29 protein-coding genes and 2 pseudogenes are annotated in these 25,729 nt (G+C 37.1%); all 31 read right to left on the minus strand.

What is annotated here, in order from left to right; all coding sequences use genetic code 11:
* Positions 1-246: 246 nt before the first annotated feature.
* The 31 genes and pseudogenes from EDD74_RS13815 to EDD74_RS15175 all read right to left on the minus strand — a co-directional run bounded on the left by EDD74_RS13815 (position 247) and on the right by EDD74_RS15175 (position 25,648).
* Entirely contained in the window at positions 247-552 is a 306-nt protein-coding gene (locus tag EDD74_RS13815) for a hypothetical protein (RefSeq protein WP_165851614.1), read from the minus strand.
* Positions 553-559: 7 nt separating this feature from the next.
* The gene (locus EDD74_RS13820) at positions 560-1,498 is read right to left on the minus strand and encodes a 5' nucleotidase, NT5C type (protein WP_116442208.1); all 939 of its coding nucleotides are present in this window, start codon (positions 1,496-1,498) and stop codon (positions 560-562) included.
* Positions 1,499-1,583: 85 nt separating this feature from the next.
* Positions 1,584-2,027, minus strand: coding sequence for a hypothetical protein (locus EDD74_RS13825; RefSeq protein WP_116442207.1), 444 nt, complete (start codon positions 2,025-2,027; stop codon positions 1,584-1,586).
* Between the two features lie 666 nt (positions 2,028-2,693).
* Positions 2,694-4,010 (minus strand): MFS transporter, encoded by a 1,317-nt coding sequence (locus EDD74_RS13835; RefSeq protein WP_116442206.1) that lies wholly within the window; start codon positions 4,008-4,010, stop codon positions 2,694-2,696.
* A 10-nt stretch (positions 4,011-4,020) separates the two neighbouring features.
* The gene (locus tag EDD74_RS13840; RefSeq protein WP_116442205.1) at positions 4,021-4,404 is read right to left on the minus strand and encodes a hypothetical protein; all 384 of its coding nucleotides are present in this window, start codon (positions 4,402-4,404) and stop codon (positions 4,021-4,023) included.
* 73 nt (positions 4,405-4,477) lie between these two features.
* Positions 4,478-6,106, minus strand: coding sequence for a rhodanese-like domain-containing protein (locus tag EDD74_RS13845; protein ID WP_009261818.1), 1,629 nt, complete (start codon positions 6,104-6,106; stop codon positions 4,478-4,480).
* Positions 6,107-6,403: 297 nt separating this feature from the next.
* Complete coding sequence (locus EDD74_RS13850) at positions 6,404-6,586, minus strand: ribosomal-processing cysteine protease Prp (protein WP_116442204.1); 183 nt, start codon at positions 6,584-6,586, stop codon at positions 6,404-6,406.
* Positions 6,587-7,034: 448 nt separating this feature from the next.
* Complete coding sequence (locus EDD74_RS13860; protein ID WP_116442203.1) at positions 7,035-7,304, minus strand: hypothetical protein; 270 nt, start codon at positions 7,302-7,304, stop codon at positions 7,035-7,037.
* 79 nt (positions 7,305-7,383) lie between these two features.
* On the minus strand, positions 7,384-8,034 hold the full coding sequence (locus EDD74_RS13865) for a hypothetical protein (protein WP_009261814.1): 651 nt from the start codon (positions 8,032-8,034) through the stop codon (positions 7,384-7,386).
* 26 nt (positions 8,035-8,060) lie between these two features.
* Positions 8,061-8,429, minus strand: coding sequence for a DUF2500 domain-containing protein (locus tag EDD74_RS13870; protein WP_116442202.1), 369 nt, complete (start codon positions 8,427-8,429; stop codon positions 8,061-8,063).
* 359 nt (positions 8,430-8,788) lie between these two features.
* Positions 8,789-9,289, minus strand: a complete 501-nt coding sequence (locus tag EDD74_RS13875) for a sigma-70 family RNA polymerase sigma factor (RefSeq protein ID WP_116442201.1) — start codon at positions 9,287-9,289, stop codon at positions 8,789-8,791.
* 71 nt (positions 9,290-9,360) lie between these two features.
* A pseudogene (locus EDD74_RS13880) lies at positions 9,361-10,129 on the minus strand (VapE domain-containing protein); the annotation flags it as partial.
* Between the two features lies 1 nt (position 10,130).
* Positions 10,131-10,691 (minus strand): 5' nucleotidase, NT5C type, encoded by a 561-nt coding sequence (locus EDD74_RS13885; RefSeq protein ID WP_116442200.1) that lies wholly within the window; start codon positions 10,689-10,691, stop codon positions 10,131-10,133.
* Positions 10,692-10,920: 229 nt separating this feature from the next.
* Positions 10,921-11,631: an SDR family oxidoreductase gene (locus EDD74_RS13890; RefSeq protein WP_242990215.1), complete on the minus strand. Its 711-nt coding sequence runs from the start codon at positions 11,629-11,631 to the stop codon at positions 10,921-10,923.
* An 11-nt stretch (positions 11,632-11,642) separates the two neighbouring features.
* Positions 11,643-11,744, minus strand: a pseudogene (locus EDD74_RS15415) (SDR family NAD(P)-dependent oxidoreductase); the annotation flags it as partial.
* A 63-nt stretch (positions 11,745-11,807) separates the two neighbouring features.
* A complete protein-coding gene (locus tag EDD74_RS13895) occupies positions 11,808-12,821 on the minus strand; it encodes an NAD-dependent epimerase/dehydratase family protein (protein WP_116442199.1) in 1,014 nt (337 codons plus the stop codon).
* Between the two features lie 153 nt (positions 12,822-12,974).
* A complete protein-coding gene (locus EDD74_RS13900; RefSeq protein WP_116442198.1) occupies positions 12,975-13,487 on the minus strand; it encodes a hypothetical protein in 513 nt (170 codons plus the stop codon).
* Positions 13,480-14,556, minus strand: a complete 1,077-nt coding sequence (locus tag EDD74_RS13905) for a sensor histidine kinase (RefSeq protein WP_116442197.1) — start codon at positions 14,554-14,556, stop codon at positions 13,480-13,482. The genes EDD74_RS13900 and EDD74_RS13905 overlap by 8 nt, the downstream gene beginning before the upstream one ends.
* A 24-nt stretch (positions 14,557-14,580) precedes the next feature.
* Positions 14,581-15,252, minus strand: coding sequence for a response regulator transcription factor (locus EDD74_RS13910; RefSeq protein WP_009261806.1), 672 nt, complete (start codon positions 15,250-15,252; stop codon positions 14,581-14,583).
* 229 nt (positions 15,253-15,481) lie between these two features.
* Entirely contained in the window at positions 15,482-15,700 is a 219-nt protein-coding gene (locus EDD74_RS13915; protein ID WP_242990185.1) for a VOC family protein, read from the minus strand.
* 627 nt (positions 15,701-16,327) lie between these two features.
* On the minus strand, positions 16,328-16,876 hold the full coding sequence (locus EDD74_RS13920) for an AAA family ATPase (protein ID WP_116442196.1): 549 nt from the start codon (positions 16,874-16,876) through the stop codon (positions 16,328-16,330).
* Between the two features lie 81 nt (positions 16,877-16,957).
* The gene (locus tag EDD74_RS13925; RefSeq protein WP_116442195.1) at positions 16,958-18,550 is read right to left on the minus strand and encodes an ATP-binding cassette domain-containing protein; all 1,593 of its coding nucleotides are present in this window, start codon (positions 18,548-18,550) and stop codon (positions 16,958-16,960) included.
* Between the two features lie 7 nt (positions 18,551-18,557).
* Positions 18,558-18,962, minus strand: coding sequence for a gamma-glutamylcyclotransferase family protein (locus EDD74_RS13930; RefSeq protein ID WP_008975743.1), 405 nt, complete (start codon positions 18,960-18,962; stop codon positions 18,558-18,560).
* 54 nt (positions 18,963-19,016) lie between these two features.
* Positions 19,017-19,538, minus strand: a complete 522-nt coding sequence (dcd, locus tag EDD74_RS13935) for a dCTP deaminase (protein ID WP_009261803.1) — start codon at positions 19,536-19,538, stop codon at positions 19,017-19,019.
* A 129-nt stretch (positions 19,539-19,667) separates the two neighbouring features.
* Entirely contained in the window at positions 19,668-20,084 is a 417-nt protein-coding gene (locus EDD74_RS13940) for a putative ABC transporter permease (RefSeq protein ID WP_039861493.1), read from the minus strand.
* An 80-nt stretch (positions 20,085-20,164) separates the two neighbouring features.
* Positions 20,165-21,640, minus strand: coding sequence for a tRNA (N6-isopentenyl adenosine(37)-C2)-methylthiotransferase MiaB (gene miaB / locus EDD74_RS13945; RefSeq protein ID WP_008975746.1), 1,476 nt, complete (start codon positions 21,638-21,640; stop codon positions 20,165-20,167).
* A gap of 227 nt (positions 21,641-21,867) precedes the next feature.
* Complete coding sequence (locus tag EDD74_RS13950; RefSeq protein WP_116442194.1) at positions 21,868-22,902, minus strand: IS30 family transposase; 1,035 nt, start codon at positions 22,900-22,902, stop codon at positions 21,868-21,870.
* Between the two features lie 41 nt (positions 22,903-22,943).
* A complete protein-coding gene (locus EDD74_RS15170; protein ID WP_116442193.1) occupies positions 22,944-23,948 on the minus strand; it encodes a hypothetical protein in 1,005 nt (334 codons plus the stop codon).
* Positions 23,939-24,340 (minus strand): hypothetical protein, encoded by a 402-nt coding sequence (locus tag EDD74_RS13960; RefSeq protein WP_174704858.1) that lies wholly within the window; start codon positions 24,338-24,340, stop codon positions 23,939-23,941. Before EDD74_RS13960 ends, EDD74_RS15170 begins: the two co-directional genes overlap by 10 nt.
* A complete protein-coding gene (locus EDD74_RS13965; RefSeq protein WP_116442192.1) occupies positions 24,340-25,341 on the minus strand; it encodes a ParB/RepB/Spo0J family partition protein in 1,002 nt (333 codons plus the stop codon). Before EDD74_RS13965 ends, EDD74_RS13960 begins: the two co-directional genes overlap by 1 nt.
* A 157-nt stretch (positions 25,342-25,498) precedes the next feature.
* Complete coding sequence (locus tag EDD74_RS15175; protein WP_165919068.1) at positions 25,499-25,648, minus strand: hypothetical protein; 150 nt, start codon at positions 25,646-25,648, stop codon at positions 25,499-25,501.
* Positions 25,649-25,729: the final 81 nt, after the last annotated feature.

Raw genomic sequence — 25,729 nt, forward strand, 5'->3', positions numbered from 1 at the left:
ATCCCACGTTGCTACTTTCCTCCACAATAATGTTCGTCTCGTCATTTTCCTCGAAATCTTCAAATGCGCAGATAACTTTATCTGTATCGAATTTCACTCCTATGAGTCCTTTTAAATTTTCTAATACCATTTCCTTTGTCATGTTTTTTCCTCCTATAACTGAAAAATATTTACAGTAAGAATATGAATGATGAACTTAATCTTCTTTACAAAAAAAGAACCCCTAACGGGATTCTTTCTTTAAAATTAGCCGATGTAGTCGCAGAAAAATACAGCATAGCGCACTGGAACTTTCTGTTTTCCTCGCTCTTCCAACTCCTGTCTTCTCAGTGTTTTTAACTTCTCATCATAAGAAGCAAGCATCTTCTTCGTGGTTTCAGAACGGAGATCCTGTCCGCACACTGGGCACCGATTACTATTTTTTATGTATTCCTTGTTGATCTTGGAACCACATTTCTGGCAGCCGATGTATGCTGCTTTCAGATTACTTACTCTGTGAGCCTCATAGTACGCAGCTTTCTTTTCTTCTGTTTCTTTGATCCGTCGCTTCAAATCTTCACTATAATGTAAAATCGTTCAAAGAAATGTCACATGTTGTCTTGCGTCGTGGTATCAGATCGAATATTTGGTGTTGTTCTAGTTTTCGTTTCATGGTCACGGCTCCACAAATATCCATTGGCATGACAACACGATATCCCAACTGAATCAAATCCATAATATCCTCTTCCTTTGTTCCATACCCATATCCTCCATACATGGTCTTCTCAAAGAAGTTTGCTTTTTCAAACTCTTCAAGACTCATATATCGATGAATGATATTATTGTTTGGGTTTGTAGTGTAACTGATTGGATGCGCAATATTGGATTCTTTCAATAAACGATTCATCCATTCAGTCTTTCCACTGCCGCTTGGGCCAATAAGAGCAATGACGCTTGGTTCACTTGCAGCATGAGAGATTCCTGCAACAGAATTTTTGATCTGATGAATCAACTGCAAGAAGTCTTCTAAATCATTTACACTTAAAATACCCGTCACGTCTGTGTTCCATGGTCTTCTCATAAGCACAGGAAAAGAGCTAGTGCTACGAAAAACATTATCTGGACAGTCATCTAGAATAATATCAAACTTTATTAGGTGTTTCTGTTTGCCCATGATTATATTTTCGTCCGGAAAATCAGGAAATGCCTCTTTAATTTGTTGATGTCGAAGTCCCATAAATTCAGGGGCGATGGCTGTCACGATAAACACTTCTCCTTCTTTGCAGATTTTACGAAACAGCTCTTTTGTTTTGTTTGTCACAAATTGTCTTTTGTACAATGCTTTTGTTTTGTAATACTTTTTAATGATTGATGCTTTTCCAGTATTCTCCCATGAAGTGATATCATTGAGCATTAGACTTAAACCCTGCTTCTCATTCGCCATTTCAATTGCTCTAGAATTTAAGTCTGACAAGACATCATCAAAATCAATTCCAATTGTTATGCGCTTTAAGCTCATATTATTTTCCTCCTATTATGAAATTTTTCAATCAAAATATGGAAGAAAAAGAAAAAAGGCATCCTGCCGGATACCCTTTTTTTAGTTACATCATTTCTGCTACCTTTCGAAGAATTGAAACATCATATCCCATCAAACTCATATGCAGCCATTCTCCTTCATTTTCAATCAATTCTGCTTCCATAAGAAGATTATCTTTCGTAAGATTCAGCTTTGTGGCAATTCGATAAGCCTCTAAAACCTCCCTTGGACAAGATTTAATATCGCCTTCTGGAGTCGAAGTCTTTTTGATACACATTTTCAAATATTCATCAAACTCAACTCCTGTGAATTCGTAGAACATCTTTTCGACACAATCTGGATCTTTGCTGTTTTTATAAATCTCAAAAATATCAAAAGCAATACCTGAAAAATTCGTGTCTGATTTTTCCAGCAGATCACTTAAAATTGTATCTGCATCCTGAATTTTCCCATCTGGAGTTTGGCTAAACACGTCCTCTACTTCTTTTATCAGTTTTAATGTTTTCATGTTTCTTTCCTCCTGTTTTGAATTGTTCAGAAAAAATATGAAAGAAGTAGATGTAATCGAGTAGAAGGCTAACCATTAATTAATTAGCTGACCTCTCACACCACATTCTTTTTTAAAAAAAGAGACTTCATAATGAAATCTCCTTTTTTAAGACACATAGTTATTCTCATTTGCTATTTTCTCAACCTCCTCGATTAGAAGAAGTAAGATGCGCGAGACATCCTCAATGGAATTTGACTGCAAGACATTTAATAACATTTGTTGGATACCCTGCTGATCTTCTCCGTAACTATCTTTTATAGGAATATTATACTCATTTTCTACGGTAGTTTCAATTTTCTTTGGTGAATTGAAGCATAACCAAATGTAATACACTTTCCTTTGATATTGCTCCGCATTTCTTACATACTTTCATAATTCCTTGTTCTTCTAAATAGCGCAACAGGTAGTTTTATACAACAACATCTAAATGTCTTTAAATGAAACGAGATTTATAAAATCTCACTCAGCTATTGACTTAGAATTAAATAAGAATCTTCTGTAGCAAAGCAGGCATAGAAGCACTGATTTCTAATAGAAGATTCTTATTTTAAAATTCAAAAGCTAAAAATGGCATTTATCGACAGTTCCCTATTAACGAGATGATTATAATGAACTCTAGAAATTTTAAACGTATTGTTTCAATTTATCCATTGCTTTTTCATCTATTTTTGATTTATCCATTTTTGCACGTTTTAAATACGCTTTCCAAATTAATATTAGCACTAATCCTAATGCAATTACAATTGTTAAAAAAATGAAAAAATATCGATATCCAGCAATCCCCGGATGATTATCAATCATATTTCCTGCAAATAGAGAAATAAATGTCTCTGGTATTGCACCCGCTGTACAAATAAGTCCTGCCGCTGTTCCACAATACTCAATTGGCACAGCACCTTCACTCATCATCGTCCATGCCATTGCATAATTCATATGGAAAAAGGTCAGTATTGTAATAAATAATATTGTCACTATAATTGTACTTGATTTTACACCTGCCGGTACAAAAAAGATTGCAATTTGCCCAACTAGCATAACAATGTAAGCAGACAACATCAATTTTCCTGTTCCAAATTTATCTGCTAGATATCCACCAACAATATTTCCGCCTATTGATCCAAATTTACGAAGCACACCCATCATTGCACCAAATGCAACTGCCGCTCCTAAAATATCTGTTACATAAGGAATGTAATAATATATGGAAAGACAGAATACGTGATTACAAAAAGATACAAGACAAATAATCCATACAGCCGGATTTTTTAACACCTTTTTGATTCCTTTAAACGAAACTTTATCTGCATCCAATACTATTTTATCATCTTCAACTGTATATAACGCTACGATTCCCATAGCGATATTTGTAAATGAATAAAATAAAATCACGTATTTCATAGCAAGTACTTCGTTACCTGCACCAGATGTTCCCCATTTAAATATCAGAACTGCGACCAGTGCCGTAAATGCTCCTGCCACACTCTGCATTCCTTCAAAAAATCCGTATGCTTTTCCCTGACTGTCTTTATCTGACATCACACGCACAGCTTTTACACATGCTGGCCAAAAAGCAAATGTAGTAGAAATTCCCCATAGAGCATATATTCCTACAAGCCCCCAAAATCTAAGTGGTAAAAGATGTAACAATCCCCCTAGGCCAGTCAAAATCGGAGACAATACAATAATTTTTTTCACAGACATACCATCTGCTACAACTCCTCCGAATAAATAAGATACGATTCCAAACACCCCGATGACCGTACCAAATACCCCCATCTGTGTATTAGTCAGATGATATGTCGAAACATATGCATCATAATATTCAAATCTAAAGAAAGGGAGGGCAAATATTACAGATCCTGTAAATGCAAGAATAACAATTGCACCAAAATTTTTACGCAAAGATCCTCTGATTCCCATTTTATTTAATAAGTAACTCATTTTTCCTCCTCTATTGATCCTGGACAATTACAATTCGAAAGGTCTCTCCTTTATCATAAGTTCTAGAATTTATCAAAATATTATCATAGAAAAATTTACCGGCATATACTCCTCTTTCGCATCCTGCACCATCCATTTCAAAATTGTTCCATTCTCCAACTTTTTTTTCGATTTCTTCACGTGTAACTGTCTGATCAAGTAGTTTTTCTGCCTCTTTTTTATTTCCGATTCTTCCATTTTCTTTCTGATTATCATCAGAATCTGTATCTTTTTCTGTACTACTTACCTTTCTATCATCCATGGTTGTATTCCTAACAATTACACCAATCCCCAAAAAAATGACAGATAACAGAAAAAGCATCACAAACAATGAGATTTTCTTTTTTTTTGTCATCTTAATATACTCCTATAATACTGACAAATGTGCCCCTTATGAAACATAAAGGGCACTTTTAGTTTACGTTATATTATTTTTGTTCTTCTCCAGTGAGGAAATTAACACCATCACTTACATCTTTGCCATTTTCATCTACAACAGCATCCAAGTATTTGTCATAGTGTACTTTTTTACCATTGTGATCAATGAATTCATTTCCTTCATTAGACCATGGCAACCAACCATTTGCCCATTCTTTGATATTATTCAGGTCTACAGACTGACACCAATAAGCAATCTTAGCAGCTCCCCAGCTATCTCCACAGAAAAATGCTACAAGTTTATCTGGATTCACATCATAATTCTTCAATAACGAAACATACTCATCTTGAGTTCTTGCTGTAAAATCTATATTCGTGAAGAAATCTCCATCTTCTGCACTTTCTTCCGGACACCAAATAGTTCCTTCAATGCGTCCTGCAATATCATGATAGCTATATCCGGTCTCCAATCCATCCCAGTTGGTCTTTCCACGATTATCTACAACCTGTCCTTCTTTCTCACCACTTAAAATAGTCTTGATTTCGTCCATCCATATAAGTTCTTCAGGATTAGAAACTTTATCTGTTCCAAAACTATCTGCTGCTGTAGGAACAACAAGTGTACTCTCATCTGTATCAAGCTCATATCCATTATATTCCCATGCAGTAAGTGCGCCAGTCATAGCATATGTCTTAACACCCAAAGTTCTTAATAAGAACCCAAGTCTTCCCTGTGGCGCCGCGGTTGGTCCTGTTAAGATTACGATAGAATCCTTTGTAATTCCATACTGCGGAGCAACTGTATCTCTAAACTCTTCCGGAGTAATTAATCTCCATTCTTTTGCATATTCTGCTCTCTTTTCTGGCACATATACACGTGGTCTCTCATAGGAGTCTGTATTAATATGAACAGCTCCTGGAACATGTCCTCGTGAAAAATATGTAGATGCTTTTGAGTTACCCCATGCTACGTCTACAAGAACAACTTTATCAATGTTATCTTCAACGATCGCTTTTGCTTCCTCAGTCAATTCAGAAGATTTTCCCGTTTTCACATCTGAGATATTCTTAACAATTTCTGTTGGAAGGAATCTATCATAGTTTGCATAAGATTCCACAGCTGTTCCAGCATCAATCATCTCATTCGCCTTAAAGACTTTTACATTCTCGAGACCGTTTTCTTGGAAATATCCAGCAACATTTATTGCATGCTCACCAGAATAATCATATACGATAATTTCTGCTTCTTTTGTAATTCCCTGCGACTCCATAGCCCTTGCTAAATATGTAGTCCTTGGAGCTGTGCTACCGTAGTCATTACCTGAATAGTAACAATCTAACCAACGAGATGAGAATAATTTAGCATTTTTTAGATGTCCGCCTGTCTTAGCACCTTCTAATGCCCAGCCCGAATAACTCTCTTGAGGACGTGCATCAACAAGCACTGTCTTTTCATCCGAGTCATTCATAAACGCTTCTACTTGTTCTTTTGTAGCCTCGTCTACTTTAACATCACCTTTTGGCATTGCTGATTTGTTATACCCATTATCCTCTGCTGATGCCTCTTCTTTTTGAGTAACTTCTTCTTTCTTGTCACTTTTACTGTTTGTTGAACACCCCATCAGCATAGAGGTTGCTATTGTAACACACAGTAAAGATGCAAGCATTTTCTTTTTCATAAACTTTCCCTCCCAATGATTTGCTCGATTCCATTAACTTAATATATTATAATTGTATACAAGAGTCAAATTTTAAATTTTTATAAGTCACTTCTATTTATTGCTTTTTTCTATATATAGTTCGTAAGCACCTAGTTTTGGGATTTTTACAAATTTCTTACTATCATTAATATGAAAGAATTTTGAATTTGCGAACCAAAGGGGCTATCGGGAAATAGATAGTTCCATTGATTCGCTTATATCAGATACTCTCCCACAAAAACGTCTGTATCAAACGGAGTGATTCCATCCTCAATATCAAAGATTACATCTGCCTCTCCTTTGTATTTGACTTCTGTGCACCATCGTCTGGACAAGCGCTGTCACAGCTGCGCACACAATATCTTTTCCCGGCTCCGCATAACCCGCATGACCATCCAATGTTATTTTTTCTTTGCTTACATTTGCTACAATCAAATGTTCAACCTCCCAAATAGACATAAAAATACCACCAGCCAATTCAACTGATGGTATCTAATTAATAATTAATTGATTCCCGCAAGATTCGCAGAAAAATGTATTTGTAGTTTTATAGTATCCAGAAGGAATCAGGAATCCTTTTTTGCACTTTTTACACAATACTTTTCCCCCTCCTCTCAACAGTTTCAATCTTTCGTGAGGTGGAATAATCAAAGTGTTCTCCACAACCAATCACTCCCATTTCAAGTATTTATATTTATCATCTGAGACTCCATAATGGAATTTCTTTTTCAAAACACTTACTTGTTCTCATTTGCGATTTTCTCAACTTTCTCAATCGGAAGAAGCAAAATTCTAGAAACATCTTCGATGGAATTTGACTGCAATGCATTTAATACCATTTGCTGAATGCCTTGTTAAGTACCTTGCTGGACGCCCTTTTCAATGCCTCTTTGTTCAATACCTTCACTTAAGTTGCACATTTGCTGGACCCCTCTCCAAAACCATCTTTCATGGGAATATTATACTCATTTTCCACAATAGTTTCAATCTCCTGAAATGGTTTTCTGGTTGAAAATACGGTATTCAGCAGCCGGATTAGTTCATCTTCATGCTCATACGCATTTTCATTCAGACAAATCTGAACAATTTCTAATTTGTCGTATGCTGAAGGATCCACATCCAAATGACCTAAGATGTCTTCTTTTGGGATGAAGTATCTAGTATAAAAAAATCCCAATTCATAGGATCACTCCTTCAAACATAAAGCATAAATTGATTATTATGTTTCCATAATACTGCGTGTAAGTTTCGCAAATTTATGAACTTAATGCTGTTACCAACGATAAATATCTTTCTGTTTTTTTCTTAATATCATCTTCACTAACACCATAAAAGATATACAAATCTTTTGAAATTTTTTGAAATTGTTTCATTACTTTCTTATTTCCAGAATACGATATCGCGAATATATTCCAAATATAATCTATATCCATTTCAAGAGAATCATCACCTATTCTTATTTCATATAGATGGAATTTCATAGGAATTACATTATCTGGCATTTCGGCAATCATTTCTCTTCGTGCCTCTATTTTACAAAGATATTCTCTAATAGATTTTTCGTTGTAAATATTCGGCTTTGGAATATCCTTCATTTCACCTAAAATTTCTGGTTTATGCTGTAAAATCAAACTCTCCTTTAGATTGTTTTGTTGTTCAATATATTTTCTCTCAGATGAATTAGTTTCAATTAGATTGTAGCTATTCTTTGCATATTGTACTAACTCATCAAGAGTATGTTCGCCTGCAACTACTTTCTTCTCTGCTATCTTACGTTTAAATCTGTAGAGGATACTTCGTATCCTTACTTTTAGAGGCCTTTTCTGCGCTCTACCAGCTATAAAAATACTTGTTGGACCATCTGCACCACCTATTATTGAAACTCCACTTTTACTTTTTCCTTTCATAAATGTTCATCCTCGCAACTTCAAATTTACCGTTCAAACGACAAATATCTCGTTCCTTGAAAAGTCAGTCTGCCAGTATCACCTTCTACAAGCATTCCATATTCTGTTCCAGAAACGCAAAGTTCTATTCTATCTCCACTTTCCACCTGAAATGTCACATAATATGAAGTGCTTGTTGTAGTATGGAATCCGTGTGCACCGCTCGAATCACCTGCATTTGCATGTTGATGATGCGTAATGTTTTCTCGCTTTGCAACAACGACAACTGGCACTGTTAATCTAGGTGACTGATTATTCTTATTCCATGTGATAATTCCCTGCACCAAAGAGAAAATAATGATACCAACCACAGTAATAAACATGATTGGAAATATAGCGTTCATCAATCCAAACATCTCAAACACCCTCCTCGCATCACCAGATTTTTTTGTTTTGACAATTTCAAATTTACATACCTCTATATACTGTCAGTATATCAAGTCTATAACTTCAATACAAGCTATTTCTTGACATAAAAAGGCAGCCTTTCCTAAAGCAACTACGTGTATTTATTAATGCAAGCAATTGCATGTATCTTTTCATACAAGCGATTTCATATGTCAATAGATACACTTATGGGAAGCACGTGACTTTAGTCGTGTGAGGCTTCACTTGTTCAGAAAAAAATATGAAAGAAGTAGACGGAGACCTTCCACACCACCTTCCTTTTTACAAAAAAAGAGACTTCATAATGAAATCTCCTTTTTTAAGACACTTACTTATTCTCATTTGCGATTTTCTCAACTTCCTCGATTACTTCTTTTTTATCTATGTATGCTTCCGGATTAAACTCTAAAGATTCCTCTACTAATGCTATTTCTTGTTCTGAATCATCTGAGATAGTTTTGGGCTCTATAAACAAATCTTTTTTCTTTTTTATTTTATTGAATCGTGTAATACAGATATTATTTGCTGTTTTTTTAAACCATGGAAGAAATTCTCCCTTGGAACTGTCAAACTTTGTTATGTTCTCATATAAATTATAATAAATATCTTGAACACAATCTTGACATTCCATTTCATCACTTGGGAAAAAACTTCTAGCAATAGTCCATGTTAGATTGTATGTTTTGTAATAAATATTATTAAAAGCTTCTTCCTTTCCTTGTAGATACTCTGAAACTAATTGTTCATACGATTTTTGATTTGGAGCTCCGCAAAAAGAACAGAAATTCCCATGTTCTTCTATTTCTTTTCCACATTTCGAACAATACATCCTCTTATCCCCATACCTTTTTTAATTAATACATACACAGTCAGTATAATGAAAAACATATATGAAATCAATTAAAAAATTACTATAGTGTTAGAATATAAATAGTACAAGTCAAACTGAGAATTCCTTATAAGAAAACCTAACTGTTCCATTTCCTCTGTCGGAATTTCCTGAAAACCATCCATGCTGTTGTCAGGCTCGTTGTCGTTCCTGATACGCTCCCAGCCCTTTTGTCTGCGGTAAGGCTCTGGAAAATACCTCGGATTGCTGAACGCCCTCCAGCCTGTGATAGCGTTATTCATAATGTCATTGATCTCTCGCAGTTCCCATTGTTTCGGTTCGTCATAATCATGCCCCAGTGCTTCCTTGTAAAGCTGTTTGGAGCAGACTATGCTGCCGGAATAGCGTTCCAGATAATCTAAAATCTGTCCTGCCTTTGTGTCCTCTGGCATAAAGTCCTTTTGGTGGGCTTTCAGATAAGCGTTCATAGCCAGACTGAATCTCAGACGGAAATTGCCGCTTCTGTAAATCTCCATAGCTTCTGCCCACATCTGATTGATATACGCTCTGGAAGCCTGTTCATCTGCCAAAATATGAACCTCCAAACACACATTGTCGCTTTCTGTCTGCCGGATGTGTTTCATAGGGTATCTTATAGGTTTCCTTTTGGCGGCTCAGAAAGGACTTGATTTCTTCAATGCTCTTAGCGTTGGCGGTTGCAATCATTTCCGACATTTCAATAATCCAATGCCCCTGCATTTTGCGATACACATTCTCATCATCCAGCTTTTTCAAATCATCAGGGAACCAGTCATCATTGATTGCAAGCAAATTGAGAAAATCACAGACAGGGTTGTAACGGTTTTCGTTGGCAATAACCGCAGTTAATTAATTCCTTGATATCCTCCTTGGTTCCATATCCGTAACCTCCATACATGGTTCTCCCAAAGAAATTGATTTTATCAAACTCTTCATGACTGATGTACTGATGATTGATACTATTGTTTGGATTGGTTGTATAGCTGGTAGGACGAACAAATGATGCTTCCTTTATTAATGCATTCATCCATTCTGTTTTCCCACTGCCACTTGGACCAACAAGTGCAATTACACTTGGCTTATGGAGCGGTTGTGATATCCTAATAATGGTGCTTCTAATCTGATGAATTAATTGCAAAAAATCTTCCAAGTTGTTAACACTTAGCAAACCTGTTACATCTGTATTCCATGGTTTTCTCATAAGAACCGGGAAGGAACTGGTACTCCGAAAAACATTATCTGGGCAGTCATCCAAAATAATATCAAACTTAATCAGATGTTTTTGTTTACCCATGATGATATTCTCATCCGGGAAATCAGGGAATACATCTCCTTCTGGAGTCGAAGTCTTTTTGATGCACATTTTCAAATATTCATCAAAAAGACTCCTGTAAACTCATAAAACATTCGTTTTTTAGAATTGGGATCTTTGCTATTTCTGTAAAATCGCCATATAATCAATGTGGTAATCGGAATAGCAACCATAAGCATACATTTCATTGGATAGAAATGCAGGTATCGCTTTTCTATTCTACACCAATTCATTCTGCAAACTTACTTTAGGAAAGACCTAATAATTATTAAAAGATACTTTACCTTGCAAATGCACTGGCTCCGCCTGCAATACAGCCCCCATCACAAAGAATATCCACACCTGTCAGATAGCTCATCCGTTCATCGATCAAGGCAGCGTAAAGCGGTGCAATCTCTTCCGGTCTTCCATTTCTTTTGATTGCTGCAAATTTCAAATATGTGGACGCTTCCTCTTTTTCCAGATTTCCCAATGGTGTTTCAAAGTTTCCCGGAGTGATGCTTAATACTCTCGCATTCTTTTTTGCATAACGCGCCGCATCCTGTTTTGCAAACCAGATGGTAAAGTGTTTGCTGATGCTATATGCAACACCTTCTCTCGTTTTCTTTGGGAATAAATTCACTCTTTTCATAATCTTACGAAAGAAGAGTTCCCTGTCTTTACAGGCCAGTGGATATATTCTCTTTGGCATGATAAAAGCTGGTGCCATGTAAGCAGATGTAGAGCTTGTATCGATCACACAGCCGCCTTCTGCGATTACTCCATAAAATGCATCATTGATATTGATAGTTCCCATTGCATTTGCCTGCATTATTTTTTCCTCATCTCCCATGTGCGGACTCATTCCCGCAATATGGAGGACTGCCTTTACTTTTCCACATTCAGATGCACGCTTTGCAAGTGCAAAACAATTTTCTCTGTCTGATACATCACAACGGTATGCTTCTGCTTCGCCCCCAGAGTTCTTAGTATTTCCACTGCACCTTCTAATTTTTTCTTATTTCGTCCAACCAGAATCACATAATATCCTTTTTCTGCTACTTCCTTTGCTGTTGCAAATCCAATGCCGGATCCGCCTCCTGTCACTACACATACCTTTTTCATCTGACTATAACCTCCTGTTATGAAACCTGATTTTTCACACTTTTGCTCATATAATAACGTATTTTATCCGATTTTCCCTTCTTCTTTTAACCACACTGCCTCATCGTGAAGTGTCTCTGCATAGCTTCTTGTATGATATCCAAGTTCTTTCTTGGCCTTAGAATAGTCAAATGTATTATTGCGTTCCAGATTATAAACAGAAAATGTTGTCATTAATGCCTTTTTACCGGTTTTTTCTGCCTTTTTTTCCATCTGCTTTGCAAGTAGCTTTGCCAGTCCGAGTGGAAGATATAATTTACAGGTTCCACAATGCAGATCTTTATCTAAGAGTTCACACATTTCTTTGAGTGTCACTTCCTCATTGCCAAGAATATAACATTCTCCTGTACGTCCTTTATCTGCAGCTGCAATACATCCTGCAGCAAGATCTCTTACATCACAGAGATTAAAACTTCCCCTCATACCAACTGGCATTTCACCATTAATAATCTTAATAATTGTGCCGGTTGTTTCTCCTATTGCATAATCCTGTGGACCCAAGATTCCGCTTGGATGTACCACACACGCATTTAATCCTTCTTTTTTCACTGCATCAAGTACTGTCTGTGTTGCCATCGCTTTCGTCTTACTATACCAGCCCACGACCTTTTCCGAATCAAACTGTTTTACTTCTCTTATTTTCTGTCCCTTTGGAAGCTCTGGGATTGCTCCGCTCGAACTTACATAGACCATTTTTTTGCACTCCGGATGTTCTAAACATTTTTCTATGATATTTTTGGTTCCGCCAACATTGATGTCCATAAGTTTCTGATTATAATCCGGATTCACCGTTACCATACTCGCAACATGAAGAATGATCGTCTGTGTATCATCTGGAACCTTAAAGAAATTTTCCAATGAATTAATATCACAGAGATCTCCAGTTACAATTTCTACTTTTTCCGGGATATATTTTACAGCTGGATCCCCTTTTAAAACAAATGCTCTAACGCTCTCACCCCTGTCTAATAGCTGTCTGCATATATGACTTCCCAAAAAACCGGCTGCTCCTGTTACTAAATATAATGTTCTGCTCATTTTACATTTCCTCTCTTTTTTGTTCTTTGTTTCATTTGATATCTGTATCTTAAGAGGAAATTGTTTTCGTATTGCTTCCGTTTTGTTGTCAAATTGTTAAAAAACTCAAACTTCCCACATTCGAATCGTGCGTGAAGTTTGAGTTTCATTTTTTTACAGCAGTGCATGTCCTTTCTTGCAGACCTCCTCTGATTCATCAAGCTTTGCTTCCATCAGAGACTCTACTTTTTCCATTCTTTTCATTTTTACATATTTATAAATCGGATATGCGGCTCCCCATAGGATAAATCCAGGAATTGCGAGTAGGATCATAAGCCAGATTATTGGTGTTTCTGCTGTAACAGCAAAAACAGCTCCGGCAACAAATGCACATCCCAAAATTCCGGCTCCGATTCCCGCGCTTGTTGCTAAAGAAACTGCTGAGCCTTCTAATGCTTCCAGGTCTCTCTGACATGCTTCAAAATGACTTTGAAGTCTGGTTAATTCCACCTTATTTAAAATCGCCCTGCTGCGTTTAAAATGGACCACTGCTTTTCCGCCATTCACTTCCAGAGGAATATTAGGGTCTAACTTCCAACCAAAACATTCATATCCATCTATATAATGTGATAGCCTCGTTTCTTCCACTGTCACCTTCAGGTAATCATAACTTTCAAATTTATTCATGTTCTTTTTTTTCTCCCTTCGGTATCAACACCGTAAATTTACTTCCGGATCCTGGACTGCTTTCCACTTCTATCCGATAATCATTCAGTTGAAGTACACGCATTGCAAGTGCTAATCCAAGACCATTTCCAGCCATGGCATGGGAAGTGTCTCCCTGATAAAATTTTTCAAAAATATGTTTTTGGGTTTCTTCTGACATTCCGCATCCATTATCTTCCACAGATACACAAATCTGTTTTTCCCCTGACCATTCCGTCAGCTTTATGATTCCTCCTGGCTCTGTGAACTTCACCGCATTTGAAAGAAGATTATTCCAGACCAACTCCATTAAAGATGCATCTGCTGTGATTTTTACATGATCTTCCATATCCGCATCAAATTCGATGCCTTTTTTCTCCCATATTGCTTCATAATTCAGGGCACACTCTGCTAACTGTCCGCAGAGATCGTACTCTTCTGTCATCGGCACGATTGCTTGTTTTTCCAGTTTATTTAGTTTTAAAATATTACTGATCAACTCTGACAGACGTTTCGTTGTCTGAAAAATAATCTCTGCATATTCTTTTTGTTTTTTAGGCTCCGTTTCCATGCAAAGCAACTCCGCATTATTCTGGATAATCGCAAGTGGGGTTTTGATCTCATGGGAAACATTTGAAAAGAAATCTGTCTTTAATGTCTCGATACTGCCCAGTTCCTCCACCATTTTATTAAAATCAATGATCATGATATCTAGATAATCTAAACGATCTGACGTATTGATCGTTGGAACATATACAGAGAAATCCCCTTCTGCAATTTTTTTTGTTGCCTCTGCAAGATCATGCATCGGTTTCTCATAGTTTTTCTGAATTTTATTTCTGGTAAAAAGAGTCAATCCGACTGCCACGAAGAACCAATACAAAATCGCTATCACAACCTGAATGATTTTATTCCATTCAAGTGTGTTCGCTAAAACAATAATTCCCGTGTGGAATCCTGACATCAAAAACAGTACTATCAAATATATCCAAAATAAGGACGCTGGAAAACGGTCTGATTTTATCTCGCCTCGCTTTTCTCCTTTTTTCATTTTAACAACACCTTCCTCTTTCCATTACAACAATACTGCCTTATATCCAAGTCCTCTCACTGTTTTTATTTCAAATCCATTGCAGGCAGAAAATTTATCACGGAGCTTTGTAATATAGACATCCACCGCACGAAGGCTTGTTCCTGAATCGATTCCCCAGAATTCATCCATCAGCTGTGCCCTTGTAAATGTTTTCTTCGGATAAGACAGTAGCTTATATAGAATATGAAATTCCCTTGTCGTAATTGAAATTTCCTCACCATCAATAGATGCTGTCATACCATCTGCATCAAGTTCGAGATTCGCAACTACTAACTTACGCTCCATCTCAATATTTGCCCTTCGAAGCAGTGCCCTGACACGCATCTCAAGCTCTGCTAGTTCAACCGGTTTTACCATATAATCATCAATTCCAACAAGAAATCCCTTACGCTTGGATGGAAGATCGTCTTTTGCAGACATAAAAAGAATTGGGATTTGTCTATTCACCTGACGCACAGTCTCTGCGAATTCAAAGCCATCAATTTCCGGCATCATAATATCTGAGATAATCAGTTCATAGAGATTGTTATACATCTCATCATACGCCTCCGTTGCACTTAAAACTCCTTTTGCCTCGAAACCGCAATCGTTTAAATAGGTACAAACCGTCTGGTTTAAATTTTTATCATCATCTACTACAAGAATATGGATCATCTTTTTCCCTTTCTTCTGCAATCTATTTTTATAAATAATAGCATTTTACATCTTATTAATCTATCTTTTATTTATTTGAAAATTGTTTGAGATTTGTTTCAAAATTGTTAATTATAAATTTACACCGAAAAAGCTGTCAGAAATTTATTTCCCAACAGCTCCCCTAACAAATTATTATTCTAATTGTGGTGTTCTGAATACTATATACACTGCCACAGACTTTCTTTATTCACCTTTTACAACACTCTTCAGTCCCTGCAGCTCCATTTACCGGTCTTCCATTTTGCATCATTTCAAGTATAATTCCGTCAGGATCTTTAAAGTAAAAAGCTTTACTTTTACCAAATCCTTGTGCTGTAAAATCGAAATATTGAGGTCCCGATAAACATTCTATATTATTTTCAATAAAATTTTTATAAACCAAATCAATATCATCGGTGTTAAACACTTACTATCAATCATTTTCCCTTACTTTCAAGCATTTCCAGATGTTAACTAGTATTTTGATTGTACCTTTTACAAATAATTTATGTACAGTTTACTTAAATACGGTGGCAAAAGTACCCTTGATTGATGTATAAAGAAAATGTTGGATCAGACATGGTGGAAGAACGCACAAATATAGATTTTCTTAGATTCCAGTCATACTTATTTTTTAGGACAATACGTATGCGGAATATATTTTTTAATCATCCGGTAATTGTCAGGCATTAGGAGAAACCATTATGAACATATCATTTTTCTTTAGATGTTTTATATATACTTTGCTAGTCTCCATCATGGTTTACGGAGGGAATTTACGAAAAATAGGAATTTTCGCATGGAGAATAGGAATTGTGTATTCTATTTTCGATTTAATTTTGGTATTTTTCATATCAGAACCTTGGGGAAACAGGACATTTACATTTTTATTGTTATTACAATGTATTTTAGTTATGCCATTAGTATCACCACTAAATATCTGTGATTTCTGTGGGCATCGCATGTATTGGCATACGATTTTTTCTAATAAATGTCCACATTGTGGTGAAAAAATATAGTAAATAACTGGAAGATAAAGCCTCTGAAATCCACTTTATCTTCCTAATCCTTTCCATTTTTCAATAATAATGTTTGCATTATTTTCAAGACTATCTGTCCCGTCCAATTCCAACTTCAGGCAAGACATTTCATCCATCCATTTTCTCTGCCCATACAGATTTGGAGAACCATCTTTCTCGTAGCGGCGATTACTTTCTAAAAATCGCATATGATTTTCATACAAGTCGCCGCCTTCGAGTATTCTTCCTCCAAAATGTTCCAATGCGCGGTTATGTACTCGCTGTACACGAATGTCAGGTTCGACATAAAGAAAAACCATCATCTCAAACTTGTCATCAAATGCATAATGGAAAGAACTCATCGAACCAGCCATCACAAAATATTCATAGGGCAAAATATCATTGCTCAATCTGCTAATCTTTTCTTCATGACTATACATAACAGTATATGGTTCTTTAGTATCTTTTCTCCAAATATAATCGTCCACATCAAAGTAAGGGTAGCCTAGCTGAGCGGCGACAAATCTGCCCAATGTAGTTTTTCCACTTCCTGATGGTCCAATAATCATTATCCCTGTTGACATCTATAATCCTCCCAAAAAATAAGATAAGCACAAAGGTTCCATTTTTCATGATAAAAAGCATAACCTCTTTTGAAAAGGAAACTATTCTCCGATAACGATAATCTCATCATACATTTTTGCATCCTCTTCCTGGAAATTATGCGAGATATGAAGAACGGTCATATCGTCCCTATCTAAAATATACTTCTCAAATATCTGTTTACTCTTTTTATCCAGCGCTGCTGTTGCCTCATCTAGAATGAGCCAGCTATTTTGCCGCATAAGCGCACGTAACAGGGCAATCTTTTCGCGCTCACCGTTAGAAATATGCGTACTTTCATTTGAAATATCTCTGTCATCATCAATTAATTTCCAAAAACTGTCATCGACCAACATTGAGTAATTGCTGAGGTTTTTTACATCCTCTTTTCCAAATAGTGTGATGTTATCTTTCACTGTTCCCGAAAACATATATGGAACCTGTGATACAATGGTAAGATTTCTAAATAAGTCTTCATCGGAAACATCCTCCTGTTTTTTCCCATTCATGCGGATCGTTCCAGTCAAAGTTGCAGCCTTTGTGTCTAGGCTATTTACAATGGCATGGATCAGCGTACTCTTTCCACTTCCGTTTTGACCGATGATCAAATATTTTTTATTCTTCTCAAAACACTTTGTATAATTTTTGAAAATATATCTGTCTCCAAAATTCAATGTCATATGTTCAATGGAAATGCTTTGCAGTTCGCCCAAATCAGCGCTGGATTTCTTCTCCTCTACGCTTGCGTATGTAAATAATTTTGCCTTTACTTTCCGTGTGGAAATAATGGAGTTAAGTGATGTGGAAATTCCGAGGATTGGCATGATAAGCTGATCTGATAGCTGAATCGCCGCGAATAGACTCCCTACGTTTAGCTTCCCCTCATGCACCTGATAGCCTCCAAGTGTGATGATCAGAAATGTCCCCATAAACGAAATAAACCCCATCACAATTTCAGAATACGCCTGAACCTTTTCATAAGCAAACTCACTTTTTTCGCTTTTATGGGATGCCAGATTCACAATATTTCCAATCGCTTTTTTTATCTGCTGGATACGGATTTCACTATGCCCAAAAACAACGTCTGAGAATTTCACATTAAATTGTGCCAGACTTTCAAACTTCTTGTCTGTCTTTTGCTGCATCTTCTTTTCAAAGAAGAATGGCGTCACCGCAATCAGAATACTCGCCCCTGCCGAAATTGCTGCCAGTGGGAAATAAATCTTTATCAATACCGTACAGGTAAACAAAATTGACAATACCTGAAAAATCAAATTTACGATTTTCACATAATACTTCTCTACCACCGCCGGTACTTCGTTGTTCATCAGGGAAATATATTCCTGCGGTGCAGACTCAGCAAATTGCTGTGCGGTTCTATTCAGGATTCCATTGCTGACTTTTACCCGGAACCAGTCTTTCAGGCTTGCAACATATTTCGCTTCCCCAAGCTTTCGTATCATTTCCACTGTCAGAATAACAATGATCGACAGGAAATAAATTGCAGCCCAAAATAATACGTTCTGCTCACATTTGCCTAACTGATTAATAAATTGTTCCACGATCAACGGCTGTGCTGTATTTGCTATTGCCATCAAAATGGATAATATGGTCAAACCAGCAGTAAATATGTAGTATTTCTTCTCCAATTTCATAGTTCTGCTACTCCACATATTTTCGATAATCGTTACATGTGATTCTCTGATCTAACAGTGCTCTGTTTTTCTCATTTCTAATGTTGTAAAAATAGACTGGAACCTCGCCGATTTCGCTTCCGTCTTCTGCATATGCCATTACAAACTTTTTATCATATTCATTCTCCGGGTGTCCTTCCCCAAAATAGCTTTCCAACTCATCAATCTTCTTTAATGTCTGTTCAGATACTTCGTGTAGCTCTCCGGCAATTCTTTCTTTCCCCTCGATCAGCGCCGGATATCTTCTTCCTTTCAGACTATAAAGAAGCCCATCTACATAGGCTTTTTGACGGTATGAGTCCTCTGCGCTGCAGTAAATCTCATAATTGTACATCCCCTTTAAAAGTGTTCCATATACAAAAATCTGATGCATCTTTTTTCCTCCCAAATGTATCCTCATTCTTTGTGTCTTTTATGTTACTGATTCCTATTTTAAAAAATCCTTGTACAGCATACTGGACTGGATTCCTTTGTTATTCTGATATTTTCCACTCTGATAACAGTCATACTCTCCATGAATATCGTGGTAATAGATTTGGCAGACTTCTACATTCGGATAAATCCGGATCGGCTGTACACAAAAAATTTCTAATGTCCAGTAGCCTGCAAAACCAACATCTCCAAATCCTGCTGTCACATGGATAAAAAGCCCGAGACGTCCCGTAGAGGAGCGACCCTCTAGCATTGGCACAAACCCTTCTGTTTTTGTAAATTCATTCGTCCGTCCAAGATATAGTTTATGTGGTTCTAACAGAAGACCCTCCTCGGGAATTACTATCTTTCTGACGGCATGATCCTTTTTCATATCCAAAACCTCATCTTCATAGACAAGCAGTTCATTTGCCAATGACAGATTATAACTGTTAGGATTTAATCTATTCTCATCAAACGGCTCAATCTGGATCTCTTTCCCTATGTGTTTTAAAATTTCCTTTCCTGACAGAATCATTTTTTATCCCTCCTATCAACATGTTTTCAATGAAAAAATAAAGTGTTCTTTGTTTGCTGCTATCTCTCTATGATTCTGAATACAAATTTTCAGCAATGCCTTCCCATTTAAAACAGCAGAAAATTGCACCTACAAAATATGGAACGATGGTTTTTCTTCCCCATACAGAATATGCAGAAGGAAACTGCTCAGAAATATTCCGATAACGCAAAGCCCCGAAAAAATAATCAGAAAAGGAACACAGATCTGACCAAACAGCTGCATCGGCTGATCACTATAATCCCATACATTGAGTCTGAGCCATTTATTTACAATGATCCCGGTGAAAAATTCTCCTGCTGCCACAAAGATCACGCAGCGAACCATCTGGCGCCAAAGAGCATCTCTCCAGTGAACCATCTTCCCTTGCCATGCAATGAAACAGAGGCAGATTCCTCCCAGAACAAACATGGACCAGTGAGAAAAACCCCTAAAGATCATTTCAAATTCATAATAAATCGTACCGCCAAGCGCCCACAAAAACAAATATTCACTTACTTTTTTCAATTGTCTCTCTCCTGTCACACAAATTCTCCTTTTTATTGTGGACAAAAATCTGAAAATTATGACATCACAAAAGGAACCCACTATACACGGGTTCCAATATAATAAAATCCTTTACATGCATCCAGTCGCACCGACACAATTTTCCCAATCAGCTCTTTTTCTCCCGGAAAATGTACAAGGATATTGTTGCTGAGTCTTCCGGTAACGAGCGCAGGATCATGATCATTGACTGCCTCTACAAGAACAGATTGTGTCGTTCCTTCATGCACACTGCATACTTCCGCCGAGATGCTCTGCACTTCTTTTAGCAATCTGTCAAAACGGTCTTTGACGACATCTTCCGGAACTTGATTTTCCATCGCTGCCGCAGGTGTTCCTGTCCGCTTAGAATAGATAAATGTAAATGCACTGTCATAGCGAACCTTCTTTACAACATCCATTGTCTCCAGGAAATCTTCTTCTGTCTCTCCCGGAAATCCCACAATAATATCCGTTGTCAGCGAAATATCCGGCACAGCTTCTTTGATCTTACGCACAAGTTCCAGATATTGTTCTTTTGTGTAGCGTCTGTTCATCTTCTTTAAGATCTCTGTACTTCCTGACTGGACTGGCAGATGAAGGTGTTTGCAGATTTTCTTAGAATGTTTCATCACTTCAATCAATTCGTCAGAGAGATCCTTTGGATGAGATGTCATAAAACGAATTCGTTCCAATCCCTCGATCTTCTCAATTTCGGTAAGAAGCTGTGCAAAGGTCATCGGATGTTCCAGTGTCTTTCCGTAAGAATTTACATTCTGACCAAGCAGCATCACTTCTACGACGCCATCTGCCACAAGTCCTTGGATCTCACGGATGATATCTTCCGGATTTCTGCTGCGTTCACGGCCACGCACATACGGCACGATACAGTAGCTACAGAAGTTGTTACAGCCAAACATAATATTGACACCGGATTTGAAGGAAAATTTCCGCTCACTCGGAAGATCTTCTACAATCTTGTCTGTATCTTTCCAAATATCAATGACCATGCGCTGTGATTCCAGCCGTGTCACGATCAACTCTGCAAATTTATAAATATTATGTGTTCCGAAAATCAGGTCCACAAACCGGTAGCTTTTTTTGATCTTCTCCACGACTTCCGGTTCTTGCATCATGCAGCCACAAAGCCCGATCAACATATGCGGCTTTTGTTTTTTCACTCGATTTAACTGTCCAAGTCTTCCATATACGCGCATGTTAGCGTTTTCCCGCACAGTGCATGTATTGTAGATGACAAAATCCGCATCTTCCTCGTTTGTTTCTTCCTGGTATCCGATTTGCTCTAATACTCCAAGAAGTTTTTCGGAATCCCGCGCATTCATCTGGCAGCCAAATGTTGTCGTGCACGCTGTCAGGGGACGACCCAGTTTTTCAGACTGTTCTTTCACCAGTTCGCGTGCTTTCTTCATAAACCAATATTGACGCATCGGCTCTGTTTCCGGTGCCGGCTGACTCAAATCCATTTGTTCAAGAATTTCTTCAATTTCTTGATTCTTATTTCGATTCTGTTCTCTCATAATCTTTTCCTTTCTCTGCTAAATAGCGGACAGAAACTGTATGCATTCTGCCAAAAGAGATCTCACAGTATCTGCCCGCTTCATATGAACTTATATTATAATCGAATTTTTTCCCTTTTTCAAGAAAAAGCTGCCAGTCTTGTAAAAGTCAATATTCAGCGCACCTTTTTTTACTTTCTACTTTTTGCACAAATTCCATTTGCTTTTTTGTGCCACTTGCACAGTCATTATATCTTAAGCAGCTCTTCCTGAAATAACTCCTCCGCACATCTTCCTCCAAATAGTTCTCTCGGATAATGATTAATCCACTTTTCTATCCATTTTATAGTCTTTTTAGAATACAATTTAATATCTTCTCCCTTAGGTATATGTCGCCGAATCAATTTATTTTGATTTTCATTGCTTCCCCTCTCACAGCTACAGTACGGATGGCAATAAAATACCTGTGTCCGGAGTCTCTTCCCTCTTCTTGTCTTTTGCATTCCCTCTACATCTGCAAATTCACTTCCATTGTCAACCGTAATTGTTTTGAAAATCTTTTTAAAGGCTGCCCCGAATTTTCTCTCGATTTTATTTAATGTATTTACTACTGCTTCTGCCGTATGAACCTGAAGAATTTCTATAATCTCTTTCCGTGTTTTTCTTTCCGTCAAAACAAGCAGGGATTTTTTTGATCCTCCCTGCTTGCCTACAACGGTGTCCATTTCCCAATGTCCGAACTCTTTTCTTGTCATAATCTCTTTTGGGCGCTTTTCAATACTTTCACCCGCACTACATCTTTTACGTCTTCTAATCTTTTTATATTCTTTCTTTTTATTTCCCTTTACCGGAAGATCTTTATTCGTAAGAGTCAAAAAGATTCCTTTATCAATATAGCTATATACCGTCCCTTTACAGATAGAAACTTTAAACTTCTTTCCTTCCTGCTTTATTTTCTGTAACGCCGCATAGGGGGAATACTTTTTATCTCGAATGGTCGTCTCCAGATATTCTGCAAGTTCAAAATCTTTTCCCAATTTAATATCCGGTCCTTTTTCTTTTAACTGATTCTGATACCGTTCTTCTGCAAGTTCTGGACTGTACCTCACTTCTTCTGTCCAGTCACTATTTCGATGTACATACTGCCCTCTTTTGATTTCTCGTGATATAGTAGAATGATGTTTTCCAATCAACCTTGCAATCGCACACACACCATGTCCTGCCTTTAACAACACTTCAATTTTCAAACGATCTTCATAATGTACTCTACTATAGCTACTCATAATCTCTTTCTACCTCTTACTCATAATTCTTTCTTAAAGATTTATTCCCAATATCCTTCTTGTACTAACACATCTTCCCAATGTCCTATTTCATCATGATGGATTGTATGTGTATTAGTTCCAATCTGTTCTTGCTGCCATTCTGAATGATAACCACCACAGTTAAAATTCCCTGCATCTAAAGCAGCATCTATATGTCCCCATGGATTTCCTGTGATATCTGCACCACAACCATTACATATCGATTTTTCTACCATTTCATAGATAGGCTCACTAACAATTTCATCCCAAGCTGCTTGATCTACTACCCATCTCTTTTCATACACCGGATCATGCCATACCGGTTTCTTTTCTGGCTGTGATGGTTTTTCTGGTTGCGGTGCCGGACCTGGTTTAGACGTATTAGAAGAACCACCTACATTTCCTTGTTGTGGTCTTGAAATCTCTTCCTGTCCTTGTGGCTGTTTCTCTGTCACTTCTTCTTTTTTTCCAGCTTCCACTTTCTTTTCTGCTGTTTTTTCAACGAACGTTTTTTCTTTCTTCTCCTCTGTTTTTTTCTCTTCTTTTTTTACTGTTTCTTGTTGCTTGGTAACTGCCTTTTTCTCGTTCTTGGAAATCAAAATAGTTGCTCCCTGATCTGAAAGTTTTTGAGCTTCTTTACTGTCTACTACAATTACCGTTACCTTTTTTACCTGCGCTTCTTCTTCACCCAAAATTGTAGCAATATAAATCAACTCATATTTCCCTGGTTTTGACAAATCTACTTTTTTATCATCCACAGTTACTTTAATTCTCTTGTTGCTACTAATTTCTTTCAGCCAATCAATTTCTTTTGCATCCTGTTCTACATATAAATCTTTTATTCCTTTCACAGAAGCAAACAAATCCTCTTTTTCCTCCACTTCCACTTTTGTTACATGAGATTTTTCTGACATTTTTGAATACCCAGCAACTCCCACAGAAGTCACTCCAATTCCCAATACCACAATCGCTGCAATTATAACCGTTCCTTTTTTATGTTCTTTCATCCACTTTTTTAACTCCATATCTTATCCTCCAATTTTTCTTCATATCCTATCATTTGTCTTACTGCAGTTTCGCCAAGAACTATTGGTGCTTGTACGGTACAATATGTAAGCATCGCTTGAAATAACACCGTTCCAATATTCTTCCTTTTTCCATAATATTTTTCTGCAATATCCAACAATGCCTCTTCATTTTTCTCATCAAGGTAAATTTGTTCTGTTGCATCTCTTATGACATATTCCGGATCTTTTTTTGTTTTAATCCTAAGGTTTGGATGAATTGTCCGATCATATTTTAAATAATATTCGATTGCCCAGCGGTGGAATACCGTTCTCGGGATTCCCATCCGTTTAATAATTATATTTTCCATTTCCTGCACAGATGATGATATTTTAAATGTAGTCTTTTTCATTACCGTAGCAACCTTTCCAATTGTTTGATACAACTCACATATTTTTTATATTCTTTCACTGTAAACTCCACTTTACTCTCTTTTTTCTTTTTTAAATGTTCCAACAGCGTTTCAACTTCCATCACCATCTCAGCTTTGTTTAGTTCTATATTCCCCTGCACTTCTGCCTGCCTCTTTTCCACATCCGAAAGTTCAATTTTTTTCCCTTCCATTTCTTCCAACAGATTTTCCTGTTCTTTTTCTGGAAGTTTCACGGCTTCTCGTACTGCCGAAAAAGATATCTCATTAGAAAGAAGTTTATTCATCAATTCCTCACTCGCATTATTCTGAACAGAACGCATTCTTGCATATTCCCCGCTACTGATATCTCCATATTGCATTACTAACTCTTTTGTCTTTTTTCCAACAAGCTGTTCCGGAATATAATTTCCCTCTTCGTCATATTGTGCAGTTCCTGCAAAAGCTGCAAGGGATTCCGGAATCTGTGTTTCGCCATGTGCACGAAGATCCGCAAAAATATCTGTCCAATATTGGAGTTCTCTCATTTTATCTCCATCTGTTTTTTCTCGTGCCTGATTCGTAGAAAGGATTGCAAACTTCTCTTTATTTTCTTCTGATATATTGATTTCCAAATCAACTGGATTTCTGAAAATACATGGAACTGTATTTTTATATTTTTTTGGATATCTTCCCTGTTCCCTAAGGAGCCTTGATGCCCTCCATCTTCGTTCCCCTGTCGTAAGAACATACTTTCCCTCCTCATTTTTCTCTGGAATTAAAATCAATGGCTGTAAAATTCCTCCCGCTGTCACAATCAACTCTGCCAATTGTTCTAAAGAATCCATTGAAAAATCATTTAATTTATTTGGTGCTATCATATCCATGTCAATATAAGTAATCTGTTCTTCTTTAATATCTTCTTTGGCTTCCAATGATACTGTACTTAATAATCCTGCTCCAAGCTGTATCTCTCGGCTCAAATCTTTCTTAAATTTTCCCATACAACTACTCCTTTGCATCACTGTTTTTCATTATTGTAACACAATCCTCTTTTCGATTGCTACCCTCTGTGGTTTTCTTAACACACATCCCTCTCATATTTTATTCCGACAGTTCTTTATTTCTATTTCCGGTTCTTAAGGTGTCCATTTGGACACCCTATACATGATTCAAAATATAATTAGCTAGATCCAAATATTTTTGCGTTGCTTTTCCATATGGATCCAGTGCGTACAGCGGTGTCTGTCTGCTTCCCGCCTGCTCTACTTTTGTATTCGTTGGGATCGGAATCTCATTGACACTCCCCACAGCTAAAGCAGGGGGATTCTTGCTTCAACCACTACTGCATTGGAGATAATACCATGCGGTATTTCAATGTCTTACACAGTG

The sequence above is a fragment of the Faecalimonas umbilicata genome, from assembly GCF_004346095.1.
GTDB classification, from domain to species: domain Bacteria; phylum Bacillota; class Clostridia; order Lachnospirales; family Lachnospiraceae; genus Faecalimonas; species Faecalimonas umbilicata.

Bases quoted from the DNA above. Each gene is read 5' to 3' on its own strand.
- EDD74_RS13885 (WP_116442200.1), bottom strand. From the start codon at position 10,691: ATGTGCATCAAAAAGACTTCGACTCCAGAAGGAGATGTATTCCCTGAT.
- EDD74_RS13965 (WP_116442192.1), bottom strand. From the start codon at position 25,341: ATGGGAAAATTTAAGAAAGATTTGAGCCGAGAGATACAGCTTGGAGCA.
- EDD74_RS13920 (WP_116442196.1), bottom strand. From the start codon at position 16,876: ATGTCAACAGGGATAATGATTATTGGACCATCAGGAAGTGGAAAAACT.
- EDD74_RS13900 (WP_116442198.1), bottom strand. From the start codon at position 13,487: ATGAATAAATTTGAAAGTTATGATTACCTGAAGGTGACAGTGGAAGAA.
- EDD74_RS13870 (WP_116442202.1), bottom strand. From the start codon at position 8,429: ATGTTTGGATTGATGAACGCTATATTTCCAATCATGTTTATTACTGTG.
- miaB (WP_008975746.1), bottom strand. From the start codon at position 21,640: ATGAGAGAACAGAATCGAAATAAGAATCAAGAAATTGAAGAAATTCTT.
- EDD74_RS13820 (WP_116442208.1), bottom strand. From the start codon at position 1,498: ATGAGCTTAAAGCGCATAACAATTGGAATTGATTTTGATGATGTCTTG.
- EDD74_RS13905 (WP_116442197.1), bottom strand. From the start codon at position 14,556: ATGAAAAAAGGAGAAAAGCGAGGCGAGATAAAATCAGACCGTTTTCCA.
- EDD74_RS15170 (WP_116442193.1), bottom strand. From the start codon at position 23,948: ATGGAGTTAAAAAAGTGGATGAAAGAACATAAAAAAGGAACGGTTATA.
- EDD74_RS13845 (WP_009261818.1), bottom strand. From the start codon at position 6,106: ATGAAAAAGAAAATGCTTGCATCTTTACTGTGTGTTACAATAGCAACC.
- EDD74_RS13865 (WP_009261814.1), bottom strand. From the start codon at position 8,034: ATGAAAGGAAAAAGTAAAAGTGGAGTTTCAATAATAGGTGGTGCAGAT.
- dcd (WP_009261803.1), bottom strand. From the start codon at position 19,538: ATGATTCTGTCAGGAAAGGAAATTTTAAAACACATAGGGAAAGAGATC.
- EDD74_RS13850 (WP_116442204.1), bottom strand. From the start codon at position 6,586: ATGTCTATTTGGGAGGTTGAACATTTGATTGTAGCAAATGTAAGCAAA.
- EDD74_RS13875 (WP_116442201.1), bottom strand. From the start codon at position 9,289: ATGTATTGTTCGAAATGTGGAAAAGAAATAGAAGAACATGGGAATTTC.
- EDD74_RS13910 (WP_009261806.1), bottom strand. From the start codon at position 15,252: ATGATCCATATTCTTGTAGTAGATGATGATAAAAATTTAAACCAGACG.
- EDD74_RS13835 (WP_116442206.1), bottom strand. From the start codon at position 4,010: ATGAGTTACTTATTAAATAAAATGGGAATCAGAGGATCTTTGCGTAAA.
- EDD74_RS13950 (WP_116442194.1), bottom strand. From the start codon at position 22,902: ATGAGTAGCTATAGTAGAGTACATTATGAAGATCGTTTGAAAATTGAA.
- EDD74_RS13840 (WP_116442205.1), bottom strand. From the start codon at position 4,404: ATGACAAAAAAAAAGAAAATCTCATTGTTTGTGATGCTTTTTCTGTTA.
- EDD74_RS13960 (WP_174704858.1), bottom strand. From the start codon at position 24,340: ATGAAAAAGACTACATTTAAAATATCATCATCTGTGCAGGAAATGGAA.
- EDD74_RS13895 (WP_116442199.1), bottom strand. From the start codon at position 12,821: ATGAGCAGAACATTATATTTAGTAACAGGAGCAGCCGGTTTTTTGGGA.
- EDD74_RS13925 (WP_116442195.1), bottom strand. From the start codon at position 18,550: ATGAAATTGGAGAAGAAATACTACATATTTACTGCTGGTTTGACCATA.
- EDD74_RS13930 (WP_008975743.1), bottom strand. From the start codon at position 18,962: ATGCATCAGATTTTTGTATATGGAACACTTTTAAAGGGGATGTACAAT.
- EDD74_RS13825 (WP_116442207.1), bottom strand. From the start codon at position 2,027: ATGAAAACATTAAAACTGATAAAAGAAGTAGAGGACGTGTTTAGCCAA.